This is a genomic window from Desulforegulaceae bacterium, assembly GCA_034006035.1.
In the GTDB taxonomy this organism is placed as follows: domain Bacteria; phylum Desulfobacterota; class Desulfobacteria; order Desulfobacterales; family JACKCP01; genus JACKCP01.
This window is the reverse complement of sequence record JAVETN010000016.1, coordinates 22,932-42,667: the sequence shown is the minus strand read 5'-3', so window position 1 is coordinate 42,667 and position 19,736 is coordinate 22,932. Positions and strand designations below refer to the sequence as shown.

Here is a 19,736-nt window from a genome sequence, read left to right as displayed (position 1 = left end):
TTAGATTATTTCTACTCCATATATGTTCTTCATTCTTTTGATTGAAAAAACATGCATTTCTTCATCAAAGTCAGCTGTTTCATTTTCATGGATAATTACTTTGTAATCTCTGTTTGCAAGTCCTCCTGCTGTATCCATTACACAAATTGAAGTACATACTCCGCAAAGATAAATTGATTTGGGGTTGATTTTTCTTAAAACCTGGTCAAGCCTTGTATTGTAAAATCCACTGTATCTTGTTTTTTCAATTATTATTTCATTTTCAAGGGGCTTGAGTTCATCAATTATTTTAGATCCCCAGGTGTTTTTTACACAATGTTTTGGAAATTTTTCAAATTCTTTGTCATTTAGATCATGGCTGTCTTTAAGAAAAATTACAGGATGATTGTTTTTTCTGAATTCATCAAGCCTGAGTTTTATCTTTTCACAAGCTTTTTGTGCAGTTTTTCCGCTGAATAAAGCTCCTTTTTTATCTATAAAATCATTGAGCATATCAACTATTATAAGGCATTTATCAGAGTTCATTTTTTTGTCCTCATCAGGTTTTTTTAAAACGGCAATTGTGGCTCCCCAGAAACCGGATCCTGGGGAGGCTGTGCTAAAACTTTTGACAAAGGTGTTTTTTTTAAGAACACTTTCCACTTTTTTTCTTAAAATACCCTTGCCTTTGCCGTGAATTATTCTTACCTCAAATATATTTATCTTTATACATTGATAAATATATTCTTCAATAAGTTCCTTTACTTCCCCGGGCTTGAAATTGTGAAGATCAAGTTCATTGGTTATTTCTAATTTAACAGGTTTTGTCAGGTAAAAATCTTCCATAAAAGAGCAAGTACTCCCGCTGTAATAAATATACTTTCTGTGATTATATCATCAAAAAATCCTGGCTGAATTTCTTTTTTACTGCTTGAAATTATAAATCCAAGCGAAAGAGCAGGATAAATCATAAGAAGATATCCAAATTTTGTGATTATTCCCAAAAAAGAGGATATAAATAAAAGTAAAATCATGGCTAAAAGAAGATATTTTATAAACTCAGCTGTTTTCTTTTCTCCGTATAAAATTGGGATTGTAATTTCTCCAGCAATTTTGTTTCCCTGGATTTCTATAATATCAACCCACATTGTTCTGAAAAGTGCCATTGAAGCACAAAAAACAAAAACAACAAAAACTCCGGGTATTTTTGAGAAGCCAAAGCTTGCTGCAGAAAAAACAGGCAGAATTGTACAAAGAGTTCCCCAGGCTCCTCCAATGAGAATTGCTTTTGAGCCTTTTATTTTACTTAATGGTTCAAATCCTTTGGTAATTCCAGGAATATTTATTATGGGCAGCTTATAGCAAAGTCCGGCAGCACACATAAAAAGAATTGTCAAAAAAGGAAGAATACCAAGATGAAATGAAATCCATACACATAAAATTCCGGCAACCAGGGCCATTAACAACAAAGGAATTTTGAATTTATCATAAACGTCTGCTTTTTGAGGGTCATTGAATCTGTCTGAATCTATAAGGGTCAGGTTGTTTATTGTATGGATTGAAAAAATATAAAGGGATACACAAAGAATTGTACTTATTTTTATAGGAGAAAGATCAAGAAGAACTGCAGCTGCAGTTGAAAGTGCTCCAGCTCCAAGTGCAAGAAGAATATTTGAACGAAGCAGAAACTTAAGAATTACAAAACAAAATAAAAATGAGCTTTTATTCTTTTTAAGTCTTGCTGTTTTTATTGCTTTGTAAACCTGTGAAATTACCCAGTTTGGAGTTGAAGCTCCCGCTGTTATTGCAATTTTTTTCTGGGAGGCAATAAAATCCATATCAAGCTCTGACTCGTCTTCAATATGAAAAGCTGTTTTACCTTCCTGGGAAGCAACTTCTTTTAGTCTTTTTGTGTTTCCGCTTGTTTTTCCTCCAACAACAATCACAGCATCAACTTTTTTTGAAATTCTTTTTATTTCTTCCTGTCTTTTTTCTGTTGAATCACAAATTGTATTGAAAAACTTATAGTCAGGGAAATCTTTGGATATTTTTTCTTCAAGTTTTTTGTAAAATTTTGTATTCTGGGTTGTTTGGGCAACAATAATTGCTTTTTCAAATACTGGAAGAGCTTCAAATTCTTCAATTGAGTTTATTACATGGCCTTTTTTGCCTGAATACCCAAGAAGTCCTATAACTTCTGCATGGTCATGATCTCCTGCAATTATCACTTCATAGCCTTGTGCTGAATGCTTTTTTATAATCGCCTGAACTTTTATCACCCTTGGACAAGTTGCATCAACTACCTGAAATCCTGCTTCTTTGAGTTTTTTCTTTGATTGGGGAGGAATTCCATGGGCTCTAATGATTATAGTGCCTTCACCTTTTTCTGGAATTTTTTCTATGCATTTTATTTTTTTATCTTCAAGAAGTTTTAGTACTTGGGGGTTATGGATAAGAGGGCCGAAAGTGTGAATTTTCCCCCCTTTTTTTGTATTTGCCTCATCAAGGGCAATTTCAACTGCCCTTCTTACACCCATGCAAAAACCTGAGGTTTTTGCAATAATTATATCATCTTTCATTTTATCCTGCCTGCTGGTTTTCATTTTCAACTGAATTTAAAAGCTTAAAAATTTTATTTAATTCATTTTCATCCCTGAAGTTTATTTCAATTTTTCCAGTGTTGTTCTTTTTTGCTGAAATATTTACTTTGGTTCCGATTAGGTGGGAAAGTTTGACAGCCATGGTTTTGTATTCAGGCGGTAATGCTGGTTTTGGTCTTAAATTGATATCATTTTCATTGAGCCTTTTTACAAGATGTTCTGTTTCTCTTACGCTTAGTTTTTTATCCAGGATTTCGTAGAAGACCTTGTTTTGGATAAATTCGTCTTTTGCTCCAAGAAGTGCCCTTGCATGACCTCCTGAAATAAGGGAGTCTGACAAAGAATCAAGAATGTTTTCTGGAAGTTTTAAAAGCCTTAATGTGTTTGAAATGGCTGGTCTGCTTTTTCCTACAATATTTGCAAGTTCTTCCTGGGTACGATTAAACTCGCTTATCAGTCTTTTAAATGCTTTTGCTTCTTCAACAGGGTTTAGGTTTTCTCTTTGAATGTTTTCAATTATTGAAATTTGAAGCATTTGTTCATCAGTTATTTCTTTTATCAGCACAGGAATTTTTTCAAGTTCTGCAAGTTTTGCAGCCCTTACTCTTCTTTCTCCGGCAATTATGTAAAATTCATCATTGTTATCATGACTTTGTCTTACAAGGACGGGCTGAAGAATTCCATATTCTTTGATGGACTGACTCAGTTCTTCAATTTCTTCTTCACTAAACTTTTTCCTTGGCTGATAAGGATTTTGTTTAAGATGATTAATAGAAATTTTAACAAATTCTTTTTCATCCTCCTCTTTTTCAATTTCAGGTTCTATGTCAGGGAGCAATGCTCCAAGGCCTTTTCCAAGGCCTCTTCTTTTTTCAAGTTTTTTCTTTTTTTCCATTATTTGAGCCAGTAATTTTTATTTGTTTTTTTTAATTATTTCTTTTGCCAGCTGAAGGTAACTTTTTGCCCCTGTTGAAGACGGATCATATGAAAAAATAGGAACTCCATAGCTCGGTGCTTCAGAAAGCCTTATGTTTCTAGGGATTTTGGTTTTAAAAACCAGATCTTTAAAATGTGCTCTGGCGTCTTCTTCAACCTGGGCAGAAAGATTTGTTCTTTTATCAAACATTGTTAAAAGAATGCCGGAAATTTTTAAATTTTTATTAATGCTTTGCTTAACCCGTTTTATTGTCTGCAAAAGCTGACTTAAACCTTCAAGTGCGTAAAATTCACTTTGAAGAGGAATCAGTACAGTATCAGCACAGGCAAGGGCATTCAAGGTGAGAAGACTTAATGAAGGAGGGCAGTCAAGAATAATATACTCATAATCGTTTTTAATTTTATTTAAAGCTGATCCTAGATAAGTTTCCCTGTCCTCTTCAGAAAGAATTTCAACTTCAAATCCTATGAGTTCAACCTTTGAAGGAATAATATAAAGGTTTTTTGTTTCTGTTTCACATACAACCTCTTTAGCTTCTGCCATCCCTATGAGAAGCTGGTAAAGTGTGTTTTCAAGCTCCAACTTGTCAATTCCTGAGCCTGTAGTTGCATTTGCCTGAGGATCACAGTCAACAAGCAGTGTTTTTTTATTTGAAAGGGCAAATGCTGCTGCAAGGTTTACAGATGTTGTAGTTTTGCCCACACCTCCCTTTTGATTTGCTATTGCTATAACCTGTGCCATAGTAAATTTCCTCTAGCATAAATATTGTATTTTTGAAATAATTAACTCAATGGCTTGCAGTATAAGATTTAGGCTGTCTATTTCAAGTAAAAAGGAATCATGATGAGATTTTATTTTTCTTTTGTCTCAGTTTTTCTAATAATTTTTTCAATTTTTATTATCCCTGATTTTTCATATTCGCTCAGTGTAAAAGAAGAAAAAGTTATTGGAAGAGAAGTTTTAAATCAAATAAAGCGGGCTTACCCTGTGGTTACAGATCCCTATATTGTAAAATACATAAATGATATAGGTCAGGTTGTGGTTGATAATTCAGATAATAGGCTTTTTGATTTTAGTTTTCATATAATAAAAAACAAAGAGTACAATGCTTTTGCAGTTCCAGGCGGTTATATTTTTGTTCATACGGGCTTGATTGCAGCCATGGAAGAAGAATGTGAGCTTGTTGGTATTTTAGCCCATGAAGCAGCCCATGTAACTTCAAGACATATTGCCCAGCAGGTAGAAGATTCCAAGAAAATTTCCCTTGGAACACTTGCTGGCCTTGCAGCGGGAATAGCCCTTGGAATGAGCGGGGGAGATCCTGATGCTGTAATGGGTCTTATAGCAGGCACCCAGGCTTTAGGCCAGTCAGCCATGCTTTCATATTCCAGGGAGCATGAAAGGGAAGCTGATAAAAAGGGACTGATTTACCTTACCAAGGCTGGTTATTCGCCCGAAGGTTTACTTGAAATTTTAAAAACAATGAGATCAAAGGAATATTTCACAGAAGAACATGCTCCTGTTTATATGAGAACCCATCCGGGAACCAAGGAAAGAATAGAATATATTTCTTCATTTATAGATAACAATAAAGAGCTGGTTGAAACCTGCACCAGAGGTGAAAAAGGAGTGTTCAGCAGATTTAACAAAGTAAAAATTAAAATAACAGCACTTTATGAAGAAAAAAACTTTGCCCTTAAAAGATTTGAAGAAATGGAAAAAGATCCTCAAAAAAAACCCGGAGCATATTATGGCCTTGCTCTTCTTGCCATGAAAAACGAAGAATATGAAAAATCAAAATACTATTTTTTAAAAGCCCTGAAATATAATGCCTTGGACAGTGAGCTTTTGTTTGATTATGGAAAAACCTTGTTTTACAAAGGTGATTTTAAGAGTGCTTTGCAAAAATTTAATACAATAAAAGCCCATGGGGTTGATTTTTTAGAAATAGAAGTTTTCAGGGGGAGAGCTTATCTTGAGCTTGAAAACTATGAAAGGGCAAAGGAGCTTTTTGATATTCTCACTCTTAAACATCCTGAGATACTCTATCTTTGGTATTACAATGCTGTTGCAAATGAAAAGTCTGGTTATTCAGGGCTTTCCCATTATTATCTTGGAAGATATCATGAGCTTAGAAATGATAATGATTTAACTGTTTTTCATTATAAAAAAGCAGCCTCTCTTCTTGATGGAAAAGAAAAATCAGAGGTAGATGAAAGATTGAAGGCTTTTTTGAACAGGGGAAAAAAGAAAAAGAAAAAGTCTGAAAAAGAAGATGGTGAAGAAAAAGCTCAGTTTCGATTGATTAAGAAATCAATTAGATTGAATTCATTACCTGATGGAGTGTTTGGGAATTTGATTATTTAAAACAATGGAATTTTGTATCGTGGAGTTGTGTAAGGGCATAATCTGTTTCTGCCCTTTTTCTAAATAATTTGAAATTGCGGATATTTGAGTGGGCGGATAATAGTCCGCCCCCCAGATGGCAATAATAATTTAAATTTTATCAAAATGTGAAAATTTCATTGTAAATGTAGCTCTTCCCTGGGAAGAGGATCTTAAATCAGTTGAATATCCAAAAAGTGAAGAAAGAGGAGCTTTTGCCATTATTTCCTGAATTCCTGCTTTTGGATTTATAGCTTCAATTTTTCCGCCTCTTGAATTTAAGTTCCCTATTACATCCCCCATAAATTCTTCAGGTACAAAAATTTCAACGTCCATTATAGGTTCTAAAAGAAAAGGCTCTGCATTTGAAAGAGCATTTCTTAGGGCCATTGAAGAGGCTGCTTTTAACGAAATTATTGTGGGGAACTCATCTTTTCCCTTAAATTGTCTTAATTCAACTAAAGTGTCTGCAACAGGATATCCCATTAAAGCCCCGCTTCCAAGAGCCTGGGTAAGAGCCTGCTCTATATGCTCAACTACAAAAGACTGGAGTTTTTCATCTTCAAGTTTTATTTTTGACTCAAATCTGTTACCAGCTCCCCTTTGAAGAGGGGAAACCCTGATTTCAACTTCAGCATAATGATTTACATTGTTTATTTCTCTGTCAAAAACAGCTTTTTCCATAACAGCTTTTGCAATGGCTTCCCTGTAAACAACCTGGGGTTTTCCCACACTTACTTCAGTATGAAACTCTCTCATCATCCTTCTTATAATAATATCTAAATGGAGCTCTCCCATCCCTGATAAAATTATCTGACCTGTGTCTTCATCTGTTTTTGTTTTAAGGGTAGGGTCTTCAAAAACAAACTTTTCAACCACTTCATAAAGCTTGTCTTGATCTCCATGGGTTTTTGGTTCTATTGCTATTGAAATAACTGGTTCATAGGAGTCAATCCGTTCAAGAAGAATTTTGTTTTCTTCACTGCAAAGAGTATCTCCTGTAGAAGAGAATTTAGGGCCTACAACTCCAATTATACTTCCTGGCCCTGCTGAGTCAATTCTTGTTCTTTTGTTGGCGTGCATCAAAAGAAGCCTTGAAATTCTTTCTTTTTTATTAAGAAAGGGATTGTAAATTTCCTTTCCTGCTTCTAGTTTTCCTGAATAAACTCTTGCAAAGGAAAGCTTTCTTCCATCTATATATGATACTTTGAAAACTAAGGCTGAAAGAGGAGATTTTTCCTTTGGTTCAAATTTTTTGATTTCTTTTGTTTCAGGATCAATCCCCCCTGTTTGCTCAACTTCAACAGGATCTGGAAGATAGTCGATTACAGCATCAAGCAAAGGCTGAATTCCTTTGTTTTTAAGAGCTGAACCGCAAAAAACAGGAACAAGTTCAAGGCTTATTGTAGCTTTTCTTATTGCTTTTGAAATGGATTCTGAGGAAATTTCTTCTTCAGATAAAAATTTTTCCATAATTTCATCATCAAAGTCAGCAGCCTTTTCAATTAGTTCTTCCCTGTATTTTAAAGCTTCTTCTTCCATATGGTCTGGGATCTTCGTTTCATAGAACTCTGCTGTTATTTCATCAGAGCTCCATTCTATTTTTTTCATTTTAAGGAGGTCTATAACTCCGTCGAAATTATTTTCACTTCCCACAGGAAGCTGCATTATAACAGGATTTGCACCTAGCTTATCCTTCATCATTTCGACAGCGCCTAAAAAATTTGCTCCAACCCTGTCCATTTTATTTATAAATGCAAGTTTTGGAACTTTGTACCTATCGCCTTGTCTCCATACTGTTTCAGACTGGGGTTCAACTCCTCCAACCCCGCAAAAAACTGCAACTGCTCCGTCAAGCACCCTTAGTGCTCTTTCAACTTCAATGGTAAAGTCAACATGACCAGGAGTATCTATAAGCTGAATCTGGTGGTTTTTCCAATCACAGGTGGTAACAGCCGAGGAGATTGTTATCCCTCTTTGCTGTTCATCTTCCATCCAGTCCATTACAGCTTCACCGTCATGAACTTCCCCTATTTTATGGGAGCGGCCTGTATAATATAAAATTCTTTCTGAAACTGTTGTCTTACCGGCATCAATATGTGCCATAATTCCGATATTACGGAAATTTTCTATGTTTTTTTGCTGTTTGCTCATTTTACTATTGCCAAATTCTCTTTTAGTGGAAAACTTAAAGCTATATGACCCGCAAGGGTTTCAGCTTCATTTCCGTTTATTAAAATTTTAATTTCTTTAACTTCTTCTATGTTTAAGGTGAGGGTATTGACTATGGAATATATTGTCAATATCTCTGCCTGGCTTCCGCCGGGATGATTTTGTCTAATTTCTTCTGAAAAGTCAATTACAGCCACAAGATTGTCTTGAATATATAATGATAAAAGTTTGGTTCCTTCAGGCATTGCACTCATAAGGCTTGAATCGGAAGGGCCTTTTAACAAAGTTTCAATTAGTTCCTGGGCAAATTTTCTGGTATCAGAATTAAACTCAACCCTGTGTTTTTCAGCTTTAAGTGCTGAATTTTCAGAATTGGTGAAATATAAAAACACTTCTTTGCCTCGAATTTGTTTATCAGGAAGATCGATTTTATAGGTTTTTTTCTGTTCTAAACCTTTGTCTTTTTTTAGTAAAATAAAAGCAGTGCTTATTGTTAAAAGAATCAGGAGTAAAATAATAATTGTTTTTTTTGAGAGTTTCATTTGTTCAGCCCGAAAAGTTTTGGATTACAAAAATATTAATCGTAAAAAAATTTACCCCGGTTAAGCCTGATGATAAGGTTTTTAAGGTTAGACTAAATTTTTTATTATTATTTGTATAACCTAAATTTAATAGAATGATAATCAGCTTATGTCAAGTTAATGGAGGTGAAGGGGTAAATAAAATCGGATATTAAGAGTTTATAAAGATTGCCAGGGGCTGGAGGTTGATTATCTTAGGTTTTATTTGGGTTTTTTAGGTGAATTGTTTTTTTGATTTAGCAAAGCTTAAAAAATCTCAAGGTTTTATATTGTGTTTTTTTTAAATTAGTGCTTAATTAATTCGGTCTGAGTAATGAAGCAACTTTTGGGTGGGAGCAAAATTTTGGTGAATTATTTAAAGCAGGCAAAAAATTTCAGCAAAACCGCAACTGAGTGGGATAAGCTGGTTCGTAAATTTATATGTTATGAATCCGAGGCTGATAAGGAAAAACTTTTTTTTTATATGCAGCAGATTTTATTTGGTCTCCAGGATTTTCTTTATGAGCATGTCGGTGTTACAGAAGCCATAGATCTTAAAAAACTTGCCTTGTGTTATAAAGATTCTAAAATATCCGATATTCCTCAGAAAAAACTTACAGAGGTAATTTCAGAAATAATTGATGAAATCGCACCCCATGCTGTAAATGTATCGTCTCCTTATTTTGTGGGACATATGACAGCTGCAATTCCTTCATTTATGGTAATCTTAAAGGCTCTTGTTGCAGCTTTAAACCAAAATGTTGTAAAGCTTGAAACTTCAAAAGTCGTTTCAGTTATAGAAAGACAGCTTGCAGCTAAGGTTCACAGGCTTATTTATGACTTTGATGAAGATTTTTATGATGAAAATATCCAGTCAGTTGATACTACTTTAGGCTGTTTTACAGAAGGCGGGACAGCAGCTAATATGACAGCCCTTTGGGTTGCAAGGAATACTGCTCTTGGTCCAAAGGAAGGGTTTTCCGGGATTGAAATGGAGGGAATTCCCAGTGCATACAAAGCTTACGATATTGAAAGAGCTGTTGTTTTAGTTTCTCAAAGAGGTCATTATTCTCTTATAAAGGCAGGAGGAGTTCTTGGAATAGGCAATTCAAATATCATAAGAGTTGCTTCTGACTGCGATGGAACTATTCTTATCAATGACTTAAAGGAAAAAATTCAGTCTTTGCAAAAAGACAAAAAAACCAAAATTTTTGCAGTGGTAGGAGTTGCAGGCACTACAGAAACAGGTCATATTGATCCTTTGTGTGAAATGGCGGCCATTTGCAAAGAAAACAAAATTCATTTTCATGTGGACGCAGCCTGGGGAGGGCCGACTCTTACAAGTGAAAAGTATGCTAAGCTTCTTAAAGGGATAGAGCTTGCAGATTCAGTAACAATAGATGGCCACAAACAGTTCTATATGCCCATGACCTGTGGAATGGTCTTTTTTAAAAATCCAAAACATATGGATTCCATTGCTTATTATTCAAATTATATAATAAGAAAAGGTTCTGTTGATCTTGGAATAAAGTCTCTTTCTGGTTCCAAGGAAGCTAACTCACTTATTCTTCACGGAGCTTTCGAGCTTCTTGGCAAAAGGGGCTATGGAATGCTTATTGATCACGGAATTGAGCTTGCCATTGAATTTGCAGAAGAAATAAGAAAAAGGGAAAATTTTCAGTTGGTGACTTCGCCCAAGCTAAACATCCTCACATATAGATATTGTCCTACTAAAGTAAAGCGTGAGCTCCTTTCCAAAACCGGTGAACAAAGAAGCAAAATTCAGGAAAAACTCAATGAGATCAATCTTAATATTCAGAGGACTCAAAGGGAAAGAGGTAAAAGTTTTGTATCCCGTACAGCTATGAAAAGAAAGGAAGATTCTGAGGAAATAGTTGTTTTAAGAGCTGTTTTAATGAATCCTTTGACAAGTATAGAAATTTTAAGGGAAGTTCTTGATGAGCAGGAAGAAATTTTTCAGGAAGAATGTGAATCCATGATTTAGTTTTTATCAAATCAAAATTTACATTTAAAAAAGGGCAGGTTTACTGCCCTTTTTTTGTTTAAAACTTATCCAGATGAATTTTTTGTATTTGGTTTTTCACATAGGAATTATCATGTCCTTTTGGAAGAGAGTCTGGGTAGCCAGCTCCTATAATTGAAAGAACCCTGTAGTTTGCTGGGATGTTTAAAATATCTTTTACATAAGTTTCTGCCTCTAAATTTTCGTTATGTTCTCTTTTTCTTATTTGGCACCAGCAGCTTTTAAGATCAAGTGATTCACAGGCAAGCTGAATGTAAATTGAGGCAATTGAGGAGTCCTCAATCCAGACATCGCATTTTTCAGGATCTGCTATAATTGTCACAGCAAGGGAAGCTGTTTTTAAAAAAGAGGAACCATGGGGTTTTGATTTGGAAAGCTTTTCAATGATATTTTTATCTGTGGTAAAAATAAACTCCCAGGGGTTGATAGACCTTGAAGAAGGGGATCTTAAAGCCGCTTCTTTAAGTGCTTCAATTTTTTCAGGTTCTATAGGTTTGTTTTTAAAAACTCTTACACTTCTTCTGTTTCTTATTAATTCAAAAAACATTTTTTATTCTCCATATTAAGTTTGGCTTAAGTCTGTATAAGTTGTTTAAATTCAGTTGTAATTTTTGTTTATACTTACCATATAAATTAAAAATTAATAAGTCTGGTTTTTTAGATTTATAAAAAGAAGACTTGGTAGTTTAGGAAATATTGATTTTTGATTAATTCTTTTTAATAGTTAGGTTCGGGTTTGGTTCTTTTGAGTTCTAAATGAAAGTCAATAACCAATCAGTTTTTAAGTTTTTCTTTTCCTTGCTCTTCAATGTTGATAATAATATGTTTTTAGGGCAAAATATCTCCAAAAGCCTTTTAATTCAAATTATTTTACACAGGGTTTCTAAATATGAGTGATTCACAAAAAGCCGAAGAAATTGCAAAAACAGTAATCGAAGTTATCAGAGGTCTTGCTTCTAAAAAGGTGGAAATGAATATTGGAAATCTTTCAAAAGAGCTTCTTTTAAAAAAGGAGCTTTTTGTTTCTACAGATAAGATTGGAAAGACAGGAAAGTTTTCAAAAGACTATTTAGAACTCCAGGAAAAGTACGAAGATTTGGAAAGTAAAAAAAACCAGTTTTTCAGAGATTATGAGGAACTTGTTGATAAACGAAGAAGAGAACAGGAAATTTTTAAAAAAGCTGTTTTATATTTAAGTGATTTAGCCAAACTCTCCGGTCCTGAAAGTTTAAAAGGGCATATTGAAAGATTTAGAAAGTTTATAAAAAACAATTCAGAAGCAGGGGTGCTTGATTCTGAGTTGTTAACTTTGAAAAATATTATGCTCAAAACTGAAATTGAGGACAGTGCAAGGGAAGATGAAAAAAAGAGTTTTTTTAAAAAAATCAGATTTGCCCAGGCAAAGGGGATGGATGAAAGTGAAAGAAGCGAATATGTTGAAATCCTGAGAGAAACCTATAAGGATATTGTTGAAAAATTAAATCTTGCTGTGGGAAAAGAATTTATTGAGGAACTCACTGAGTTTGGGTCAACAATTTCTGAGCTTTCCTCTGCTGATGATTTTTTTATGGCAAGATCGAAAATTTTGGATATTTTAAAAGTTTATTTAAAGTCTGTTAATGATGACAGGGAAGAAGCTGCAAAATTTATTAAGGAAATCGGTAAAAGGCTTCTTGAAGTGGAAGAGCAGCTTTTAAAATCATATACAGATGATTCCCGGGATATTCAGGATTCAAACACCAGCTTTACGTCCATGCTTGAAAATCATTTGAATGATTTGAATGAAAATGTTTTAGCTAGCAATAGCCTTGAAGAGGTTAAAAATGCAGTTGTTTCCAAGCTAAATACAATTAAAATTGTAATTCACAGGAAAAATTCAGAAGATAAAAAATATCAGGAGCACACAGAACAAAAGATATCGAAGTTGCAAGAGGAGCTTTTAAGCTTTAAGGCTGAAGTACTGGAAACCGAAGAAAAATTCAGAGAAATGGAAAGGGATCTTCTTCTTGATTCTCTTACGGGTGCTTATAATAGAAGGGCATATGATAAAAGGATAAAAGAAGAGGTTGAAAGGTTTTTCAGGTATAAAACAAAGTTTTCCATGATTTTATTTGACGTGGATCATTTTAAAAGAATAAATGATCTTTATGGTCATGGTATAGGTGACAAATGCCTTGCTGAAATAATAAAAAAAGTTACTCCTCTTTTAAGGGAAGTAGACTTTCTTGCACGGTATGGAGGTGAGGAGTTTGCAGTTCTTCTTCCTGAAACAGATCTTGAAGGAGCTGTAAAAGTAGCTGAAAAAATTAGAAAAACTATTGAAGAAATTTCCTTTATATATAAAAAAGAAAAAATTACAATAACTGTAAGTCTTGGGGTATGTGAAATAAATGAAGAAGATTCTGGTTATGATTCTCTTTTTTCAAGGCTTGATATGGCAATGTATGAGGCTAAGGAAAGCGGAAGAAATAAAGTGGTTTCAGTAAAATAAAAACGGAGGTTTAATGCAGGATAAAAATGAGGAATCCGGGTTTTTAAAAACCAGGTGCAATTACAATCCGCCAAGATGCTTGGTATATGAAAACAAAGATCTTTATATTGAAAAAGATCTTTCTATTGATTTTGACATTCATCCTGAAGCTGCAAAGCTTCTTCCTGATCTTTGTAAAAACAGATTTTTGTCTTTTAATAAAGAAAAAAAGGGCAGTAAAATCGACAAATCCCTTAAAAAACGAATAGGGGTGGTTTTTTCAGGAGGACCTGCTCCAGGGGGGCACAATGTAATAGCAGGACTTTATGATTTTGCCAAAGAAGCAAACCCTGAAAATACAATTATAGGTTTTTTAGGGGGGCCTGAGGGAATAGTTGAAGGCAGTTATATTGAGATAGACTCTGAAATTGTAGACAAGTATAGAAACAAAGGCGGCTTTTCCATGCTTAAAACAGGCCGCACAAAAATAGACACAGAAGACAAAAAAGAAAAATGCCTTAAAAATTGCAAAGAACTGGGACTGGATACCCTTGTGATTATCGGGGGAGATGATTCAAACACCAATGCTGCTTTTCTTGCCCAGTCTTTTTACAATCAGAGTATTCAGGTACTTGGAGTTCCTAAAACCATTGATGGGGATATTCAGATTAAAGATGTCAATGGAAAGGTTTTGTGTCCTATTTCATTTGGGTTTCATTCTGCAGCAAGCTCTTTTGCCTCAAATATCAGAGGGCTTCAGACAGATGCTGCTTCAGATGTAAAATATTGGCATATCTGCAAGGTTATGGGAAGGGTTGCCAGCCATCTTGCACTTGAAGTAGGTCTTCAGACCCAGCCCAATATGGTTCTCATAGGGGAAGAGTTGGCTGATTATGTTGATCAGTCAAAGATTGAAAAGTCAAAGGGAAAAGAAATGGACTATTCAGCTTTTGGAATGACTCTTCGTCATCTTTCAAGAGTAGTTTGTGATCTTATTGTAAAAAGAGCTGAAATGGGGAAAAATTATGGAGTTCTTGTTATCCCGGAAGGGCTTCTTGAATTTATTAATGAAATTCAAACTTTTATAATAAAGCTCAGCTCTCTTATTTCTGAATATAACAAAACCCATGACAATAGCTTTCACACCGATTTTAATTCCCTTGATTCAAAGCTTGATTATCTTAGAAGAATGGCAAGACAGGCTCAGGAGGAAAATTTGATAACTGTCTGGACTTCAAGGGATGATGATCTTTTTAATGATATTCCCGATTTTTTTAAGGAAGGTCTTTTAACCGAAAGGGATAACCATGGTAATTTCCAGTTTTCCCAGGTGGAAACAGACAGGGTTTTAATGGAGCTTGTTAGAGATTACCTTAAAATTTTAAAGGATAGAGGAGTTTACAGGCTTGGAGTTGAAAAAAACTGGTATTTAAAAAAAATGAAAGAAGCAGGACTTGATCCTGAACGCTATGCAAAAGTTATTTTTGAAAACAGTTTTTATGATTTATTCCTTTTGAGGAAAAAGGATATAATTTCTAGAAAAACTTTAAGACAGGCTCTTGTTAATGCAAATCTTATTTTAAAAGATGAAGAACCTCCCAAAACTGTTTCAAAGATTTTTGAAAAAACAATTCCTAAGTTCAAAATGCAGACTCATTTTTATGGATATGACGGAAGAGGTTCTGACCCCACAGCTTTTGATTCAAATTATACATATAATCTTGGAGCAACAACTTTTTTTCTCGCTTTGAGCGGATGCACCGGGTATATGGCTTGTGTGAGAAACCTTGAAAAAGATTTTTCCAGCTGGGAACCTGGAGGAATTCCAATCGCACCTTTAATGCATCTTGAGGAAAGAAAAGGCAAGCTTGATCTGGTCATAGAAAAAGCTGTTGTTGATTTAGATTCCCGGGCATTTAAAAAGCTTAAGTCAATGCGTGATGAATGGCTTGGGATTTATCCCGGTGAAGATAAAACAAGAGAACCGGATTTAGATTTATTATCTGAAGACAAAAGTCATATTCCTCCAATGATTTTATCCCTTAACTCATAGTTGTAAAATGGCGGGATTCGCCATTTTTTAAGGAGGGTTTGTGAATTTTTTTAAAAAGATTTTTTTTCAGCCAAAGCTTGACTGGGTTCAAATTGAGGTAAGTTCTATATGCAATGCATCCTGCAGTTATTGTCCCCAGACTTTGTTTAAAAATAAAATCAGAAATAATTTTATTGATGAAAAAGCCATTGATTCAATTTTAGCTGAGCTTTCCCCAAAAACCTATATTCATCTTCAGGGCTGGGGAGAGCCTTTTTTAAATCCTGATTTTTTAAAGATTTTAAAAAAAATAAAATCAAAGGGATTTAAAGCTGGAACTACAACCAATGGAACTCTTTTAACCGATGAAACCCTTGAAGCTCTTGTGGATCTAAAACTTGATTATCTTGCATTTTCAACTGCTGGCTTAAGTGAATTTGAAAATGATTTTGTCAGAAAAAAAACCAGTTTTTCCAAGATTTCAGAATTAATTGAAAAAATTAAAATCTTGAAAAAGAAAAGAAATTCTAAGCTGCCCAAAATACATTTGGCAAATATTGTTTTTAAATCTAGTGTTGAGAGTTTTTTCTTGTCTGACGAAATTTTAGCCAGGTTAAATCCTGATCAAATTGTTGTAAGTGCTGTTTCTTTATGTTGCACAAAAGAAATGGAAAAAGAAGCATTCCTTGCAGATACTGAACAGGAGTTTGAAATTGTAAAGTCAAGATTTCAATGCTTTAAAGATAAGACAGGCCAAAATATCCATTGTCATTTGGTTTCCCCTTTTTTCCTAAAAGAAGAATGCAGTGAAAATATAAAAACAACCTTGTTTATAGGTTCAGATGGAAGTGTTTTTCCCTGTGTTTTTCTTGGGGTTCCAGTTGCAAGAGGTTGTTATATTTACGAAAGAGGGGTTAAAAAGGAGCTTGTAAATAAAAGTTTTGGGAATGTTTACAATGAAAGCTTAACAGCAATCTGGAACAAAAAAGAATATAAAAAATTTAGACAAAAAGATTATCTTTTAAATGATTTATGCAGTTTGTGTCTTAAACGCTCTGTTGATTACGGGATTGAAGAACCAGGGGAAATACCCCAATCTTATGATGCTAAGTGGGAGCTTATAAAAGAGGTAAATGCAGAAGCAGAAGATAGAATACGTCTGGAAAAAGAGCTGAAAAAGCAAAGAGACAGTTTTTAATAATTAACAATTTTGATAAGTAAAAAAAGTTAACAAAAGTTTTATATTTTTATTGAAATTTTGGTCTGACTTTGAGTCAGCTCCAAAAACTATTTCCAGGTTTTAATTTTTATTTCAAATTGGACCATTTACAATTGTTTTTTTTCATGGTAGTTGTAAGTTACTGAATTTAAGAATATTTTCCTGATATTTCTAAAATTTCCAAGGAAAAAAGCATTAATATGAGGCTGTCAAAAAACTATACCACTTGACAACGCTGAATTTTAGTGTTATTGATATATGTAATTGGTTGTTGTCGCAATTTTCCTGATCTTCCAGGAGACAGCAGCTTTTTTCAGTTAAAATCCATAAAAATTTAAACTATCAATATATATAAGGAGGTAATCAAAACCAATATTATAATTAGATTAATAAACAGCAGTACTAGTCCTTTTGCAAAAAACAATAAATCCACTAAACAACCACAACAAATGAAAGAAACAAAAAAAGAAATGAAAACAAGTATTAAGAGTTTTATGTTTAATATGACAATAGCTCTCTTTCTTATTTCAACTATAGGCTGTATGTCCTTTTCAGAAGAATCTAATTCAAGCAGTTTTGCATCAGGAAATAAATTAGTAATTCCTGTAGGAGAGTCAGAAATTCTTGAAGCTGAAATGGAGCTTTCAGAGTGTGAAAGACAAATCCTGAATATTAAGGATCGCATGGCATCGGGAGAAATAGTAGAAGGTGAAGTTTTTAATTCCCTTTATACTTTACATTCGCTAACGTCTAGAAAAGATTGTCTTGAAAAAAAACTTGCCAAGGTAGAATCAGGTGAGTAAGTCGAGTTTGTGAGCTGGTTGTGGATACGAAGGGTCAGGTTTTAAAGTCTGCCTCTTCGTGTTTACATCCCCTGTTTATGCATATTGCCCAGCACACCAACCCGAAGACCAGGCCCATTGTAAATTATATCCCCCAAGCCAACCGGCTACATCAAGTACTTCTCCTGTAAAGTAAAGACCTTTAACATTTAGTGCTTCCATTGTTTTGGAAGATATTTGGTTACAATCAATACCGCCAATTGTTGTTTCAGCTTTTTTAAACCCCAGGTTTCCTGATGGTTTTATTTCAAGGTTATGAATTGTATTTAAAATTGAAACTATGTCACCGGCAGTCAATGATTTTAATCTTTTGGCTGCCAAATTTTTTTCAATCATTGCTTCAACAAGATTTTTTGGCAAAAATTGTGAAATAAAGTTTTTTACAATTTTATTTGACTGATTGTCTTTCTTTATTTCCCCTTCAATATTTTTATCAGGCAGAAAATCAATAAAAAGCGAATTGCCGGGTTTTAAGTATAAAGAAATCTGTAAACCTGCAGGGCCGCTGATACCTTTATGGGTAAAAAGAATATTTTCCTTAAAAGAAATTTTATTTGTTTTTACAATTGCGTTTACTGCAATTCCTGAAAGAAGGGAAAACTTTTTCTTGTCTTCAGGCGAAAACGCCAAAGGAACAAGACCTGGAAAAGGCTTTATTATATCAATTCCAAAATTATCAGCAATTTCATATCCAATAGAAGAAGCTCCAATTTGGGGAGCAGCCATTCCTCCTGAAGCAACAACAAGAGATTTTGATTTAAATGAGCCCGAATCTGATTTAACAATGAAGAAATCTTTTATTTTTCGAACTGAGTTTATTTTGGTTTCAAAAAAAAATTGGGTCTTGTACTTTTTAAGCTCATTTAAAAATAAATCTAAAATTTCTTTTGCACTTTTTTTTAAAAAAAGCTGACCAAGATTTCTTTCTTCATATTTAATTCTATGCCCTTCAACCATGGATATAAAATCATTTTGTGAAAATCTTGAAAGAGCTGATTTTACAAAATGGGGATTAGTTGAAATATAATTTTCAGGGTCAAGATTTTTATTTGTAAAATTACATTTGCCCCCTCCTGAAACAAGAATTTTTGCACCAGCAATTTTATTATGGTCAAGAATAATTACTTTTTTTCCACGTTTGGAAGCTTGAAGTGCACACATTAATCCTGATGCTCCAGCACCGATTATTATAATATCTGCAATATTTATATTTTTTTTCATCAAAATCTGCTTTCAAAGTTTATTTTTAATTAAATATTTCAATTGTTGTATATCATTTAAACGATAAAAAACTATGGAATAATTTTTATTGATCTTGTGACAAGGCATAGGGGCAGAATCTAAATTTTTATATAGATTTTCAACAATAAATCAGGCTGCAAATTTTAGAATCTGGAATTAAAGCTTAAAAAATTATATGATATTCCGATATTAAAATAGTCAAATAAATTAAAATCGGATTGTTAATCATGTCAAAGCCAAAAAAATCAAAAGTTTTTATAATTGCAGAAGCCGGAGTAAACCACAACGGAAGCCTTGAAACAGCAAAAAAAATGATAGATCAAGCCGCAATTGCCGGAGCAGATGCTGTAAAATTTCAGGCTTTTAAGGCAGATAATCTTGTTTCAAAAAATGCCGATATGGCTGATTATCAAAAAAGAAATCTAAACAAAAATACCACCCAGTATGAAATGCTCAAAAAACTTGAATTTGGTGAAAAAGAATTTATTGAACTAAATAATTATTGTAATTTAAAAAATATAAAATTCATGGCAAGCCCTTTTGATAATGACTCAATAGATTTTCTTGCAGAAATTAAAGCTTTTCCCTTAAAAATTCCTTCAGGTGAAATAGTAAATTATCCCTATCTTGAAAAAATTGGCAGACTTAATAAAGAAGTTATTCTTTCAACAGGAATGAGTACCCTTGGAGAAATTGAAGATGCTTTAAATCTTTTAACAAAATCTGGGACAGATATTTCAAAAATTACAGTTTTACATTGCAATACAGAGTATCCAACTCCTTTTGAAGATGTAAATTTAAAAGCCATGATCACCATAAAAAATGCATTTCCCGGAATAAAAGTCGGATATTCAGATCATACCCTTGGCATTGAAGTTCCAATTGCAGCAGCGGCTCTTGGGGCAGAAGTAATTGAAAAACATTTTACTCTTGATTTAAATATGGAAGGCCCTGATCATAAGGCTTCGCTTACTCCTAAGTTGCTGAAAGAAATGGTAAATGCTGTAAGAAATATTGAAGCTGCTTTTGGAGATGGTGTGAAGAAGCCTTCTGAATCTGAGAAAAAAAATATAAAAATAGTCAGAAAAAGTATTACTGCATCAAAAGATATAAAAGAGGGTGAAGTTTTTACTCTTGAAAACATTACATTAAAAAGACCTGGAACAGGGCTTTCTCCTGTATTATGGAATCTGCTTATCGGTAAAAAGTCTTCAAAAAATTATAAAAAAGACCAACAAATAGAAATTTAAAGGA

The 19,736-nt window shown here is 33.7% G+C and carries 15 protein-coding genes; 7 read left to right on the top strand and 8 right to left on the bottom strand.

What is annotated here, in order from left to right; all coding sequences use genetic code 11:
• The 4 genes from RBR53_10805 to RBR53_10790 are packed head-to-tail and all read right to left on the bottom strand — an operon-like array spanning position 1 to position 4,257.
• Positions 1–825, bottom strand: a complete 825-nt coding sequence (locus RBR53_10805) for an isochorismatase family protein (GenBank protein ID MDY0133143.1) — start codon at positions 823–825, stop codon at positions 1–3.
• Positions 807–2,558, bottom strand: a complete 1,752-nt coding sequence (ispH, locus tag RBR53_10800) for a 4-hydroxy-3-methylbut-2-enyl diphosphate reductase (GenBank protein MDY0133142.1) — start codon at positions 2,556–2,558, stop codon at positions 807–809. Before ispH ends, RBR53_10805 begins: the two co-directional genes overlap by 19 nt.
• A 1-nt stretch (position 2,559) precedes the next feature.
• Positions 2,560–3,474, bottom strand: coding sequence for a ParB/RepB/Spo0J family partition protein (locus RBR53_10795; GenBank protein ID MDY0133141.1), 915 nt, complete (start codon positions 3,472–3,474; stop codon positions 2,560–2,562).
• Positions 3,475–3,492: 18 nt separating this feature from the next.
• Positions 3,493–4,257: a ParA family protein gene (locus tag RBR53_10790; GenBank protein MDY0133140.1), complete on the bottom strand. Its 765-nt coding sequence runs from the start codon at positions 4,255–4,257 to the stop codon at positions 3,493–3,495.
• 102 nt (positions 4,258–4,359) lie between these two features.
• On the opposite strand from RBR53_10790, the gene RBR53_10785 reads away from it, so the two are divergent.
• Positions 4,360–5,883 (top strand): M48 family metalloprotease, encoded by a 1,524-nt coding sequence (locus RBR53_10785; protein MDY0133139.1) that lies wholly within the window; start codon positions 4,360–4,362, stop codon positions 5,881–5,883.
• A gap of 129 nt (positions 5,884–6,012) precedes the next feature.
• Here the strand turns inward: RBR53_10785 and fusA are convergent, their stop codons facing one another.
• Both fusA and RBR53_10775 read right to left on the bottom strand, forming a co-directional pair.
• Positions 6,013–8,055, bottom strand: a complete 2,043-nt coding sequence (gene fusA / locus RBR53_10780) for an elongation factor G (protein ID MDY0133138.1) — start codon at positions 8,053–8,055, stop codon at positions 6,013–6,015.
• Entirely contained in the window at positions 8,052–8,615 is a 564-nt protein-coding gene (locus tag RBR53_10775; protein ID MDY0133137.1) for a GerMN domain-containing protein, read from the bottom strand. The genes fusA and RBR53_10775 overlap by 4 nt, the downstream gene beginning before the upstream one ends.
• Before the next feature lie 385 nt (positions 8,616–9,000).
• Between RBR53_10775 and panP the strand changes: the two genes are divergently transcribed.
• A complete protein-coding gene (gene panP / locus RBR53_10770) occupies positions 9,001–10,638 on the top strand; it encodes a putative pyridoxal-dependent aspartate 1-decarboxylase (GenBank protein ID MDY0133136.1) in 1,638 nt (545 codons plus the stop codon).
• 58 nt (positions 10,639–10,696) lie between these two features.
• On the opposite strand, the gene RBR53_10765 is transcribed toward panP, so the two are convergent.
• The gene (locus tag RBR53_10765) at positions 10,697–11,224 is read right to left on the bottom strand and encodes a nitroreductase family protein (protein ID MDY0133135.1); all 528 of its coding nucleotides are present in this window, start codon (positions 11,222–11,224) and stop codon (positions 10,697–10,699) included.
• Between the two features lie 342 nt (positions 11,225–11,566).
• On the opposite strand from RBR53_10765, the gene RBR53_10760 reads away from it, so the two are divergent.
• The 4 genes from RBR53_10760 (at position 11,567) to RBR53_10745 (ending at position 17,201) form a co-directional block, all read left to right on the top strand.
• Positions 11,567–13,168 (top strand): diguanylate cyclase, encoded by a 1,602-nt coding sequence (locus RBR53_10760; protein MDY0133134.1) that lies wholly within the window; start codon positions 11,567–11,569, stop codon positions 13,166–13,168.
• Between the two features lie 13 nt (positions 13,169–13,181).
• The gene (locus tag RBR53_10755; protein ID MDY0133133.1) at positions 13,182–15,200 is read left to right on the top strand and encodes a 6-phosphofructokinase; all 2,019 of its coding nucleotides are present in this window, start codon (positions 13,182–13,184) and stop codon (positions 15,198–15,200) included.
• A 40-nt stretch (positions 15,201–15,240) separates the two neighbouring features.
• Positions 15,241–16,377, top strand: a complete 1,137-nt coding sequence (locus RBR53_10750; GenBank protein MDY0133132.1) for a radical SAM protein — start codon at positions 15,241–15,243, stop codon at positions 16,375–16,377.
• Positions 16,378–16,847: 470 nt separating this feature from the next.
• Complete coding sequence (locus RBR53_10745; protein MDY0133131.1) at positions 16,848–17,201, top strand: hypothetical protein; 354 nt, start codon at positions 16,848–16,850, stop codon at positions 17,199–17,201.
• A 75-nt stretch (positions 17,202–17,276) separates the two neighbouring features.
• Here RBR53_10745 and RBR53_10740 read toward each other — a convergent pair whose 3' ends face one another.
• The gene (locus RBR53_10740) at positions 17,277–18,461 is read right to left on the bottom strand and encodes an NAD(P)/FAD-dependent oxidoreductase (GenBank protein MDY0133130.1); all 1,185 of its coding nucleotides are present in this window, start codon (positions 18,459–18,461) and stop codon (positions 17,277–17,279) included.
• 248 nt (positions 18,462–18,709) lie between these two features.
• Here RBR53_10740 and neuB point away from each other — a divergent pair, with 248 nt between their 5' ends.
• Complete coding sequence (neuB, locus tag RBR53_10735; protein ID MDY0133129.1) at positions 18,710–19,732, top strand: N-acetylneuraminate synthase; 1,023 nt, start codon at positions 18,710–18,712, stop codon at positions 19,730–19,732.
• Positions 19,733–19,736: the final 4 nt, after the last annotated feature.